The sequence below is a fragment of the Herpetosiphon sp. genome (assembly GCF_003512625.1).
Lineage (GTDB): Bacteria > Chloroflexota > Chloroflexia > Chloroflexales > Herpetosiphonaceae > Herpetosiphon > Herpetosiphon aurantiacus.
This window is the reverse complement of sequence record NZ_DOPT01000015.1, coordinates 72,857-85,171: the sequence shown is the minus strand read 5'-3', so window position 1 is coordinate 85,171 and position 12,315 is coordinate 72,857. Positions and strand designations below refer to the sequence as shown.

Genomic DNA, 12,315 nt, shown 5'->3' with positions numbered 1-12,315 from the left:
GGACGCGGGAGGGCAACGAATGGTGCAGGACAGGCAGAACTGGGAATGATGCAGGCTTTTGTGAATGATGAAGGTTCGTCGGAGGATGGGTGGTTGGCGCGAGGGCAGACACATTGGTACGTGTCGAGGTGGTTGTGACCCACGCTGCTCCATCCCGAACCAGGCCGTGAACGCGACACACACCGAGGCTACTGCAGCACCCGCTGTGGGAACGTAGGGGGATGCGTACCGCTCCATAGAAACCCGCTGGATTTTTCCAGCGGGTTTCTTGTTGTTTAATCTAAATCCAAGACATGCTCTAAACCACGTTTCAAGCCGACGAAGGTATGAACGTTGCGAATCGCTAGCAAGGCTCCATCAACATATGGCTCGGCTCCATTGCCAGCTTCATGGCGCAAAATCAGCTTTTGATCGGGCATGCCGAAAATCGCCTCAATGCTAATGACATAGCCTGGCAAGCGTACCGAATGCACTTGTTGCTCGGCCATTCGTGCCCCACGGGTTGCCTGTTCGCCTACAATCGCTTCGGTTGGCACGGTTTGGGCGGAATCACGCACTTGGCCGAGCCGATACGCTAATTCACGGGCTGTGCCGCTAGGCGCATCAATTTTCTTGTCGCTGGCGTAATCGATGATTTCGCTGTGCGGAATGTAACGCGCCGCAATTGTGGCAAATTTTTGCAATAAGACGACGGTTAATGCAAAGTTGCCGACCGCTAGCACGCCTCGTTGAGCTTTCAAGGCTGCTTCGTTAATTGTGGCATAGGCTGGATCATCCAAACCCGATGTACCAATGACCACATGCGCTCCGCTTGCCAAGGCTTTCAACACATTATCAAGGGCCACAGCAGGTTTGGTGTATTCGACAAAAACATCGCAGGGCTGGCTAAGCGCCTCTTCGGCAGTAGCGAATATTGGGCAATCCAGCTCAGGCTGGTTCAACACAACTCCCACCTGTTGGCCAGCGTGGCTGCGTGAAACCGCCGCTACCAAGCGCAAATCGTTGGTTTTGGCAATGCCTTGAGCCAGTGCTGAACCAGCCCAGCCCGTAGCCCCAGCTAAACATACTCGAATTGACATAATCAATCTCCTAATTAAAAAGCTCTAGATTTATCATCCAAGTTAAATGAAAACCCCCGTTGCTCAATTGAACAACAGGGGTTTTGCGTTGCCGATTGGGCTGGATTAGAAATCCATGCCGCCCATGCCACCCATACCACCAGGAGCTGGAGCAGCTTCTTTTTCTGGGATATCGGCGACCAAAGCATCGGTGGTCAAGATCATCGAGGCAATCGAAACGGCGTTTTGCAAGGCCGAGCGAGTTACCTTGGCTGGGTCGATGATGCCCATTTCAACCATTGAGCCATATTCGCCAGTGATGACGTTGTAGCCAAGGGTTGAATCGCCTTTTTCTTTTTGCAAGCGGCGCACGGTGTCGATAATCACAGCACCATCTTCACCAGCGTTGCGGGCCAATTGGCGAATTGGTTCTTCCAAGGCGCGGCGCAGAATCAAGACAGCAGCTTTTTCGTCTTGGTTGGCTGGCACAACGCTATCCAAGGCTGGCAATACGCTCAACAAGGCAATCCCGCCACCAGGCACGATACCTTCTTCAACAGCTGCACGAGCGGTTGAGAGGGCATCTTCGACGCGGTGCTTGCGTTCTTTCAATTCTGGCTCGGTTGCAGCACCAACTTTGAGCACTGCTACGCCACCAGCCAATTTGGCCAAGCGTTCTTGCAGTTTCTCGCGATCGAAATCGCTGGTGGTGGTTTCAATTTGAGCACGAATTTGTTCGATCCGAGCTTTGATTGCATCTTCGTCGCCGCGGCCTTCGATAACCGTGGTTTCGTCTTTGTTGGCAATCACGCGGCGAGCGCGGCCCAAATCTTCGACCGTGGCGCTATCAAGCTTGCGGCCAATTTCTTCGCTGATAACCGTACCACCGGTGAGGATGGCGATATCTTGCAACATGGCTTTGCGGCGATCGCCGAAGCCAGGAGCTTTGATTGCCAACACGTTGATCGTGCCGCGCAATTTGTTCAACACGAGGGTTGGCAAGGCTTCGCCGTCGATATCTTCAGCGATAATGACGAAGTTCTTGGTGAATTGCAAGACTTTTTCGAGCACTGGCAAGATTTCTTGGATCGAGCTGATCTTCTTGTCGGTGATCAAAATGTAGGGGTCTTCCAAATCTGATTCCATGCGATCGCTGTTGGTGACGAAGTAGGCTGAGATGTAGCCACGATCGAATTGCATACCTTCGGTATACTCGGTTTCGTAGCCCAAGCCTTTGCCTTCTTCAACGGTGATAACGCCGTCTTTGCCAACTTTGTCCATCACTTCAGCAATCAAATCGCCAATTGACGAATCGGCAGCTGAGATGGTGGCAACGCTTGAGATGTCGGTGCGATCGTTGACTGGCTTGGCCAAATCGCGGATTGCTTGCAACAAAACGGCAGTGCCTTTGTCCAAGCCACGCTTGATCATCATCGAGTTAGCGCCAGCAGCCACTTGGCGCAAGCCTTCGTGGACAATTGCTTGAGCCAAAACGGTGGCGGTGGTGGTACCGTCACCAGCAACATCGTTGGTTTTGGTTGCGGCTTCAACCAACAAGCGAGCGCCCATGTTTTCAAATGGGTCTTTTAATTCGATTTCTTTAGCAACGGTAACGCCGTCGTGGGTTACGGTTGGTGAGCCGAATTTTTTATCGATAGCGACGTTGCGACCGCGTGGGCCCAAGGTCGTCTTAACTGCATCTGCAACCACGTCCACGCCACGTTTGAGTGCGCGGCGGGCTTCTTCATTAAAAGCAACTTGCTTTGCCATTGGTAAATAATCCTCCTAAGAAGCGTCGCGAATTAGCCTTAGCCTTGAACGACGGCCAAAATATCTTTTTCAGCCAAAATCAAATAATCTTCGTCGTCCAGCTTGATCTCGGTGCCAGCATATTTGGCAAACAGCACCCGATCACCAACTTGCACTGCAACTGGCACGCGCTTGCCGTTATCATCCAACTTGCCTTCACCAACGGCCACAACGAGGCCTTCTTGAGGCTTTTCTTTATTCGCTGTGTCGGGCAGGAACAAGCCACTCTTGGTTTTTTCTTCTTTGGCTTGAGGCTTGATCACCACACGATCGGCCAAGGGGCGAATCCGGAAATCAGACATGGTTATGTGTCCTCCTTAGTTGACCATTTAGCAATCTACTGTGATGAGTGCTAAATCCAAGTGCTAGTGTATGTGGTTCTGTTAAGCTTGTCAAGGCTTGCTTTATCACTCTTGGGTTGAGAGTGCTAAAGCGATTTAGCGCATTCTGAAGGGCAAAAATCGTGCTGCTCGGCTGATTTATCTGCGTTAAGCGATTGTTAGAATTTAGCAAAATCGTGGCGAGAGTGCTAATTTGATCAAGCTTGTTACTTTTTGGGCTTGGGCAACGATGTATTGAGTGCAAGGCCATTGCAGATTCAGACTATATGAGGAGGCTGATGTATGGCATTGATCCAGCGGCTCGTTGCGGAACCAACGCCATTCGATCAGCAAACTCTTGATGATCATCGTGATGTGGCGTTGGCGGTGGCGGGCGATCACGAGGCCTTTTTGCGCTTATACCAACGCTATATCACGCCCGTCTATCGGTTTTTGATGGCACGCTTGCAACAGCACCACGATGCCGAGGAAGTCGCGGCGTTAGCCTTCGAGCGAGCTTGGCAAAGCCTTGGTCAATTCAAACCCAATGGGCCATTCGTCGGCTGGTTATTTACGATTGTGCGGCGTTGTTTAGTCGATTTCTATCGGCGCGGCCAGCATCGCCGCCAGCAAACCCAGCTATCGCCCGAATTGGCGAGTCACCAAGCTTCGCCCGAATTGACGATGCTTGAACTTGAGCAACAAAGTTTGGTGCACCACGCCTTGGCTCAACTAACACCTGAACAGCAAGAGTTGCTTCAATTGCGCTTTTTTGCCCAATTGCCTTATGCCACAATTGCCCAAATTGTGGGCAAACGCGAGGCTGCGGTCAAAATGGCCGCCTATCGAGCGCTTGAACAACTTAAACGGAGGCTCACCGATGACCAATCAATCTGAACTTGAGCATGCTTTGGCTGAGCTAGAAACGAGCGAGCTTGGCCAGCAATTAATTGGGCAATCTCAGCGATTCAGCCCATCACCAGCAACAATTCAACGGATTCAGGCTGGACTTCAGCCACCAGTTAAGCGAGGAAATTTCATGCAAACATTGTTTAAACAGCGGCCCGTTCGGGTGCTTGCCTTGGTCGCCTGTAGCCTAGCCGTGGCTTTGGGCTTAGTCTTTGGCTTGAATCAACCAACTCGTAGCGTCTCTGCAGCAGAATTGATTCAACGCGCCGAAACCTTTGCCAGCCAACCAATTGTGGCCAATGGTAAAGCCCGCCATATCGCAATTGACATTTCGACTACCCGCAGCGATGGCCAAATTGGTGAGCATTATCGCGATGAGATTTGGCTGGTGCAAGGTCAATCGCATATTTTGCTCTATCAACCAGCCCGCCAATCGCTGAATGGTCAACCAGTTGGCTATCAAATGGGGCCAACGATTGTCGATGAAAACTACTTTTGGAATTACAACGCCCACGACAATACCTCGGTCAAAGCGCCGTTCGACGAATGTTCGTTGAGCTTGGAACAATGGGTGGGTAGTGTGGCGTTTGGCTCAGACAGCGATTTCCCCAATGCCACAATCATTGGCACTGAAGAACTTGATGGTCGCCAGCTCACCATTGTCGATCTTGGCAGCGCTGTTGGTACAGCCTGGATCGATGCCAATACTGGCCAGATTTGGAAATTTACCAGTAGCCAGACCTACGAAGGCCTGACCACCGAAACCTTGGTGCAGTTTGTCGTCGATGAAACGGTTGAATTGGAGGCACTGCCTGCTGAATGGCAAACCTACACCGCCCCCGCTGGCAGCCCAATCATCGAGCAAACTACGCCATATTGTATTTACGGCTAGCTTTCCAGCGACTCTAGGCGCAGCACAGTTGCTCCTTGCTCATTAACCTCGACGATCATCACGGCGCAGCCTGCCTCAATTGCTCGGCCACCAATTGCTCGGGCATTGATACGGGCTGCGCCTTTTTGATGTTCGTAGGCGACCACCCCAAAGCCATCGACGGGCAAGGCTTCGACCACCACGCCCAATTGGCCGATTGGCCCAACTTTGCTTTGCGCCGTGCCAGCCTGTTGCACAATGCTACGTTCAATAATCATTCGATAGAGCAGCAAACCAACTGCCAAGCCTCCTGCCAAGGCAATCATGCCACTTAACCACCAATTGACTCCAGCGCCACGGGCCAAAAAGCCCACGCCAGCCGCCATAATGAGCCAACTTGCCAGCACCAAGGGCTGAAAAATCAACCAGCGCGATGAGCGTTGCATCCGTTCGAGCGAAGGCCAGAGCGGCTGACGGCGAATTTTGGTGATCGCAATAATTGCCCCACCGAAACCCAACGCCGCCAGATAAAACCATTGATCAAGCGTCAAAATGGCTGATCCTTTCAAGTTGCAAGGGGATGTTAATCATCGAGCTTGGCGCGGCCTGTTTGCAGCCAACGGGCCAAATTGTCGCGGCCATTGTGCTGAGCAGTAGCGGCGGCCTGTTGCCAAGCGTAGCCAAGCGTAAAATGCTCAACCTGCCAGCTTTGGGCATTACGTTCGACGATTGCATAGCGTGCATGCGGGCTACCAGCCTCGATGATATGTGGATATGGCTGATCATCATTATACGCGGGGATGCCAACACTGCCGGGGTTGACGATCAACTGGCCGTTGCTCAGCTGCACGGTGCGGGCGATATGGCTATGACCACAAACGATCAGCGATTGGCTGATGCCTTGAATTGCTGCGCGAATTGTTTCTTCAGAATGGAGCAATACCCCGTGTGGCGTGACATGCTCCAACAAATAGGTGGTGTCGCTGCTTGGTGTGCCGTGGCAGCAAAAGATATCATCAACGATTGCCGTGGCTGGTTGGTTGGTAAGCCAATTGCGCTCGTTTGGGCCTAAATCGGCCTGTACAAAGCGATAACTCAGGGTTTGTTGTTCTACTGGAATTTGCTCAAACAGTATGCGATCTTGGTTGCCACTGATTGAGATGTTGGCGATTTGTGCTAGTTGTTCAGCGCACCAGCGTGGTTGCAACACACTATACACGCTATCACCGAGATTGATTATCTGATCAACGTGGCGTTGAGCGAGATCGGCCAAAACAGCGGCTAAGGCCAAGCGATTGCCATGAACATCGGCCAAAAGTGCCCAGCGTGGCATAGAAATATCTCCAATTAAGCTGAATCAGGTAAATCGAACAAACGAGTGAGCCAATTGATAAATAATTCAACTGGCTCACAATTTAAATTTAAAGCGGCGTGGTTGCGCTCAATGGCTTTGCTCATTTGAACAACTGGATTTTTCTGCCAAGCCAACCAAGTGAATATTTGAGCTTTACGTAGATCTTTTTCGGTAAACATAAGCGATGTTAAGTCGGCTTTTTTACGGACAGCGCTAATTGTATGTTGCACTTCTTGCCAGAGCGCATCATCAGGCCGAATCAGGCTGATAAAAAAATCTTCAATTGTGCCTTGATCGCGGTTATTTGGCATAATCCACACGCCGATGCGTGGTTGATCAACGGCGTGCAATACTAAACCCTCGACAGGAAGGATTGGCACTACATCAGGGTACTTTTCAGCTAATATTGTATGGACTTGAGCATAGGTTTTTTGTGCATCCTTATCGGCATCAAGAATTAAGCCAATCACAATATCATCATTTTCATCGTCTTGTTGCATTAAACGAACCCGTAGTTCTTCGATAATTGAGATTTTGTCGTGGGTTTGTTGCTGGCTATCATTAAAACCACTGAATATAAATTTTAAATCGTGGATAGCTTTTTCTTTACTGCCCGATTGTTCGATTCGTAAGCGGGTATCATTATGTTTAATAATTAATGCTTTATCATGATCGGCTTGACTTGGATTATTGATGATTGAGTTAAGTCTACGCTTGATTAATTCGATTAAAATAAATTTGTCGTTGCTGCCCTCAACTAGAATTAAATTAATCTGTCCCATTGCTAGCGTACCTCAATATCACGTTCGAGGATAACTTGCATATCTTTTTGATTATATTCAGTTGCAACGATGTTGCCTTTTTTGCGACCCAAGCGAATTAATCGCCCTGATTGAGCGGCTTGATCTTTATTGGTTTTATTGAAGGCATTTAAACATTCTTTGCTATGAGTTGTCGCAAATACTTGAACATTTAGGGTTTCAGCTAGCTTAAAAATCAATTTCCAAACATTAGGATAGATTGAATAGTGCAGGCCATTTTCAATTTCATCAATTAATACAAAGCCATCTTTGGCATTGACCATTGCTAAAATCAAAATCAGCATGCGATTCAAACCATCGCCTAAGCTGCGCAAAGGAATAAATTTGGTTGCCCCGACCATTCTAACCACAGGAATGGGAACCAACCTTGAGCTTATCGAGAAATCGGTTGTTACTTTTTCTTCAACCGTAATCATATTAATCGCTTCAATCGAAGGTTCAATAATTTGCAATGCCTCAAGTGCATAATTCTCAAGTCCTTCAATCAGGGTTGTATCACGCCATTTGCTAAGCTGATAGCGATGAACAAAATTTGATGTAATAAAGTTACAAACAATTTCATTCCAATTCTGGGTAGGATTTTGGCGATAGATTGGATATTTTCTAATTTTTTGAGCGGATTTACCATTTCTATACATTACTACTTCGACACCAAAAAATGGCTCATCGCTAAAATCAAGATCTGCATATTTAATTGGTTTGGGAGTTAAATTATCGTGATCATCCATCTCAACTTGATACCAACGCGCCTGAAGTTGGAGATAATTCTCGCGAGTATTGCCAATTTGCAGCGTTTGGGTCTGGTCGGTAAAGTCATTGCGTTGATAAAACAAATTTTTGATGGCAAGAATTTCTTGTTGGGTTTGTTCGGTAGTAGGGTTCAGATTAAACACCCGATGCTCGTCGCGATCTTTCAAAATATCGTAGATTGTCACGCTTGAACCACGGTTGGCATACAGCCAAATCGCCTCTAACAGAGAAGTTTTGCCAATATTATTTTTACCAACAATCAGGTTTACCCGTCCAAGTTGGTTGATCTGAAAATTTTCGAAGCCCCGAAAATTCTGAATGATTAATGAATTAAGCTGAAGTTCGGCCATCGTGACACCCTCGTTTTGGCAGTATAGCGTAGCGATCATACCATAGCGGATGCTGCGAGTCTATTGAATGCTAGCAGCTTGCGGGGCGGGTGTAGCCGCGATTGAGCCAATTGATGATCGTACCGCTTTGGTAGAGTTCGAGGCACGAAAGGCTGCCAAGGTCGAATTTCCACTGCCAATAAAGCTTGAGGGGAGTTTGAAATAATTGGCAGCATAACACTTGCAGGCTTGTGGCATGGGCAACTAACAGGACACTGCGTCCAGCGTAATTGGTAATCAGATCGTTGGTGGCGGCTTGGACGCGCTCGGCGACGGTAATCAGGGTTTCGCCTTGAGGTGCGGGAATATGCAGCGGATCATTCCAATGAGCGCGGGCTTGCTCAGGAGCTTGATCCAAAACTTGGCGATAGGTCAGACCTTCCCATTCGCCATGGTCAATTTCGCGCCAGCGCGGGTCGCTGATCGCTTGATGCTGCGGTAGCGCACGCGCCAGCGTTTCGGCTGTACGACGTGCGCCACTGTGAAGCACAATTTCTGGTGTTTCGTCGCTGAGCCACTGCCCAAGCTGGGTAGCCTGAGCTTGACCGCGCTGGCTTAGCCCTTCATCAGCACGACCTTGGTAGCGTCCCGCTTCGTTCCAGGCGGTCGCACCATGGCGGGCTAGCAGCAAACGCAGGCCACGTGGATCTGGCATCGTTACTTGACGCGCTCCAAAATTGCTCGCATACGTGGGATGCATTGCTCAACGTCGGCGATTGAAACCGCGCCAACCGAGAGCCGCATCCAGCCGGTTTCTTGGCGCAGGCCGAAGGCTTGGAATGGCACCAAGGCCACGCCTGCTTGCTCCAGCAAGATATCGCCAATTTGGGCGTTACTGGTGATTGGCACACCATCAAGGCTCTTGCCAACCAAATCGAATTGGGTGGAAAGATAAATCGCCCCTTGCGGTGCAATTGCATCGACTGGCAAGCCGGCTGCCTTCATTTCCTGTACGGCGTTGTAGATCAAATTCAAGCGAGCGCGAACTTCATTGTGCATATGAGCATAGAAATCGTCGAGCACATCGATTGAATTCAAAATATGCGCTGTGGCTTCTTGCTCTGGGTGGGGTGCCCACGCGCCAACGTGATTCAAAAAGGCCTTGATGCGATCGGTGATGTGCGGCGGAGCCACAACCCAGCCAACCCGCAAGCCAGTTGCCGACCACGATTTTGAGATGCCATCGATGAAAATCGTGTAGGCTGACATTTCGGGCATCACTTCGACCGGCGTAACGTGGCGAATATCACCAAGCTGCAATTCCCAATAAATTTGGTCGTAAACCAAATAGAGCAAGCGCAAACCAAGCTCTTTGCGGCGATTATTTTCATTGACAATCAACTCGCTAATTTTGCGCAATTCCTCAGGCGAGATCATCGTGCCTGCTGGATTGAGCGGCGAGTTAATCGAGATCAAACGTGCTTCTTGGATGAATGGCGCAAGCAGTTCGGCGGTTGGCAAGAAGCCATCTTCAGGGCGAGTTGGCACTTCAATCGCCTTGGAGCCACACAAATAGGCATAGTGATTGTTGTTCCACGATGGCACTGGATAGACCACCGTTTCACCTGGATCAATCAATACGCCATAGGCTGCGTAGAGACCTGGCCGTGCGCCAGAAATAATTTGGATGCTTTCCAAGGGATAGCGCAACCCCAAACGGCGTTCGTAGTGGTCGAGCACCGCTTTGCGCAAGGCCATCACGCCTTCGGCTGGTGGGTAATTGGTGCGGCCAGCGCTATATGATTCAATTGCTGCATCGCGCAACGCTTCAGGAATTGGGAACTGGGAAGGCGCAAAATCACCGACGGTGAAATTACAGACTGTGCGGCCTTGGGCTTGCAACGTGCGGACATTACCGGCAATTCGCAAAATTTCAGAACCAACCATGCCACGCGCCATTGCGGAGATCGATTGGCTGCTCAGTTCGGGTGATTTTGGCTCGAAATAGTGAGCGGCATCAACCGTTTCAATCAGTGTCATTGCTACACTCCTCGGTATTTGTGAGGAACAGTTTGGCTTGCGGGACGATTTCGCGTCCCTAAGTATAGCAGATGTCATCAGTCAAGCAGCAGCGACAAGTTCGAGCAATGCTGTAGGACAAATTGATCCACGAAGGACACGAAGGGTTGAAACCGCGAAGAACGCGAAGGGGCACGAAAGGTTGTAACCGCGAAGAACGCGAAGGTTAAGTTTTTCGCCACGAATTCCACGAAATATTTATCGCCACAGATTGCACAGATTTATGTGATTCTCTGAACCCTAGCCCCTGAATCCTGACCCCTACTATTTTGCCTTTTGATTTCTGCCTTTTGCCTTTATAGGCCTCATCCCTCATCCTTGAATTTAAGCTACTATTAACCCCGAATCCTATCCAATGAGGGTGCTATGCGAAATTTGATTCTGAAGGTGGTTTCCTATTTATTCTTCATCCGTCCGTCCAAACAGCGTTCATATGGCGATTACGAGAAGCTTTTGACCGAAAGTGGTACGACGATTGAGCAGCGAGCCAATCAGGCTGCCGATCTGCCTGAAAACCGGAAGCAATTACGCCATATCGTGGGCATCGAACGCTGGGGAGTGCAGCGGCTCAAAGTGTGTTTTGGCGAGCCATTCAATCGTGATGAATATAATGGGTATGCGCCAGCCGAGGATCGTTCATGGCCACAGTTGCAGGCCGATTTCAAGGCCACCCGCCAAGAAACCATTGCTTTAGCCAAACGTTTTGCGCTTGAGCAACCAGCTAGCGATGTGGTCGAGCACAACGATTTTGGCGCATGGAATGCCCGCACATGGCTGCAATATCTCTATTCACACGGTTTGAATGAGGCTAAACGCTTGCGCTAATTACTCGATACATTTTGACTGAGTAGAATATAGTATATTATATGAAGCGCCATTGCTTGCGATGGCGTTTTGTTGTGCCAATAACTAACCCTCATCGCTATGCCGCTCGGTTCTGGCATGGCTCAAGGAGTAGCGTGTGAAATTGTTTAAAGCCAAAGCACCAATGCGGATTGGTTTTTTCGGCGGGGGCACTGATGTTAGCCCATATGCCGAAGAACATGGCGGCAAGGTGCTTAATTGTACGATTGATAAATATGTGCGCTGTATGCTCAAGCCGATCGATCAGCCTGGAATTACGATTCGCTCACTCGACTTGAGTGCCGTTAGTCGGGCGGTAACTGGGCGTGAATGGGATGGCAAACTTTCGTTGCCCCAAGCAGTAATCGATGCTCATCCTGAAATCAACGGCGTAGAAATTACCATGTTCAGCGATGTGCCACCAGGTTCAGGCTTAGGTTCTTCCTCGGCTTTGGTGGTGAGCATGCTCAAATTGCTCGATACTGCCTACCACCTCAAGCTCGATGCCTACGAAATGGCCGAGTTGGCCTATCGCATCGAACGAGTTGATTTGGGGATTCCAGGTGGTCGCCAAGACCAATATACAGCGGTGTTTGGTGGCATGGCCGTGCAGCATTTCGGCGGCCCACAGGTGATCATCGAACGCGTTGCGACCAGTGAAGATGCTCTGTTGGAACTAGAGTCGTGCCTGATTATTGGCTATGTGCGGGATCGTAAGCTGCTGACCCATAATTTGGTGCAAGACCAAGTGCGGCGGGTGACCGAGGGCGAAACCTTGCGTCTGCACGATGAAACCAAAGCCATGGTTGATGAGGGTGCGAAACTCTTGCGGCGTGGTCAGATCAAAGAATTTGGCAAACTGCTTCACCATGCTTGGGAAATTAAAAAAGCCTTCTCACCACATATTGCGCCGCCAATTGTCAACGAAATTTATGATTTAGCCTTGCGCCAAGGGGCTTGGGGTGGCAAATTATCGGGTGCTGGTGGCGGTGGCTTTATGTGTTTCTGTGTGCCATTTAGCAAGCGGCTGCAACTCGAAGCGGCCTTGATTGAAGCAGGCGTGACCGTGCGACCCTTCTCGTTTACCAAGCAAGGCGTGCATGCTTGGAGTGTTGAAGAAGACGATTAATCTTGATCGATCAAAAAACGGCTGAGGTGGTTGCCTCAGCCGT

At 49.7% G+C, this 12,315-nt stretch carries 13 protein-coding genes; 4 read left to right on the top strand and 9 right to left on the bottom strand.

Going from position 1 to position 12,315, the window contains the following annotated elements; translation table 11 throughout:
* Positions 1–275: 275 nt before the first annotated feature.
* The 3 genes from dapB to groES all read right to left on the bottom strand — a co-directional run bounded on the left by dapB (position 276) and on the right by groES (position 3,169).
* The gene (gene dapB, locus DEF47_RS03210; protein WP_012191210.1) at positions 276–1,079 is read right to left on the bottom strand and encodes a 4-hydroxy-tetrahydrodipicolinate reductase; all 804 of its coding nucleotides are present in this window, start codon (positions 1,077–1,079) and stop codon (positions 276–278) included.
* A 105-nt stretch (positions 1,080–1,184) separates the two neighbouring features.
* Positions 1,185–2,828: a chaperonin GroEL gene (gene groL / locus DEF47_RS03205; protein ID WP_012191209.1), complete on the bottom strand. Its 1,644-nt coding sequence runs from the start codon at positions 2,826–2,828 to the stop codon at positions 1,185–1,187.
* Positions 2,829–2,866: 38 nt separating this feature from the next.
* On the bottom strand, positions 2,867–3,169 hold the full coding sequence (gene groES / locus DEF47_RS03200) for a co-chaperone GroES (RefSeq protein WP_012191208.1): 303 nt from the start codon (positions 3,167–3,169) through the stop codon (positions 2,867–2,869).
* Between the two features lie 321 nt (positions 3,170–3,490).
* Here groES and DEF47_RS03195 point away from each other — a divergent pair, with 321 nt between their 5' ends.
* Together DEF47_RS03195 and DEF47_RS03190 are read left to right on the top strand one after the other, a co-directional pair.
* Positions 3,491–4,084, top strand: a complete 594-nt coding sequence (locus DEF47_RS03195) for an RNA polymerase sigma factor (RefSeq protein WP_012191207.1) — start codon at positions 3,491–3,493, stop codon at positions 4,082–4,084.
* A complete protein-coding gene (locus DEF47_RS03190; RefSeq protein ID WP_012191206.1) occupies positions 4,068–4,988 on the top strand; it encodes a LolA family protein in 921 nt (306 codons plus the stop codon). Before DEF47_RS03195 ends, DEF47_RS03190 begins: the two co-directional genes overlap by 17 nt.
* On the opposite strand, the gene DEF47_RS03185 is transcribed toward DEF47_RS03190, so the two are convergent.
* The 6 genes from DEF47_RS03185 to DEF47_RS03160 form a co-directional block, all read right to left on the bottom strand.
* Positions 4,985–5,518 carry a hypothetical protein gene (locus DEF47_RS03185; RefSeq protein ID WP_012191205.1) on the bottom strand — a complete coding sequence of 178 codons (534 nt, stop codon included), beginning with the start codon at positions 5,516–5,518 and terminating at the stop codon, positions 4,985–4,987. The two genes, DEF47_RS03190 and DEF47_RS03185, sit on opposite strands and share 4 nt — an antisense overlap.
* A 32-nt stretch (positions 5,519–5,550) precedes the next feature.
* On the bottom strand, positions 5,551–6,300 hold the full coding sequence (locus tag DEF47_RS03180) for a metallophosphoesterase family protein (RefSeq protein ID WP_012191204.1): 750 nt from the start codon (positions 6,298–6,300) through the stop codon (positions 5,551–5,553).
* 14 nt (positions 6,301–6,314) lie between these two features.
* Entirely contained in the window at positions 6,315–7,103 is a 789-nt protein-coding gene (locus DEF47_RS03175) for a DUF3226 domain-containing protein (protein ID WP_012191203.1), read from the bottom strand.
* A gap of 2 nt (positions 7,104–7,105) precedes the next feature.
* Positions 7,106–8,242, bottom strand: a complete 1,137-nt coding sequence (locus DEF47_RS03170) for an AAA family ATPase (protein WP_012191202.1) — start codon at positions 8,240–8,242, stop codon at positions 7,106–7,108.
* A gap of 70 nt (positions 8,243–8,312) precedes the next feature.
* Complete coding sequence (locus DEF47_RS03165) at positions 8,313–8,936, bottom strand: histidine phosphatase family protein (RefSeq protein WP_012191201.1); 624 nt, start codon at positions 8,934–8,936, stop codon at positions 8,313–8,315.
* Positions 8,937–8,938: 2 nt separating this feature from the next.
* Positions 8,939–10,261, bottom strand: coding sequence for a pyridoxal phosphate-dependent aminotransferase (locus tag DEF47_RS03160; protein WP_012191200.1), 1,323 nt, complete (start codon positions 10,259–10,261; stop codon positions 8,939–8,941).
* Positions 10,262–10,666: 405 nt separating this feature from the next.
* Between DEF47_RS03160 and DEF47_RS03155 the strand changes: the two genes are divergently transcribed.
* Both DEF47_RS03155 and DEF47_RS03150 read left to right on the top strand, forming a co-directional pair.
* Entirely contained in the window at positions 10,667–11,125 is a 459-nt protein-coding gene (locus tag DEF47_RS03155; RefSeq protein WP_012191199.1) for a DinB family protein, read from the top strand.
* A gap of 136 nt (positions 11,126–11,261) precedes the next feature.
* A complete protein-coding gene (locus DEF47_RS03150) occupies positions 11,262–12,272 on the top strand; it encodes a GHMP family kinase ATP-binding protein (RefSeq protein WP_012191198.1) in 1,011 nt (336 codons plus the stop codon).
* Positions 12,273–12,315 lie beyond the last annotated feature (43 nt).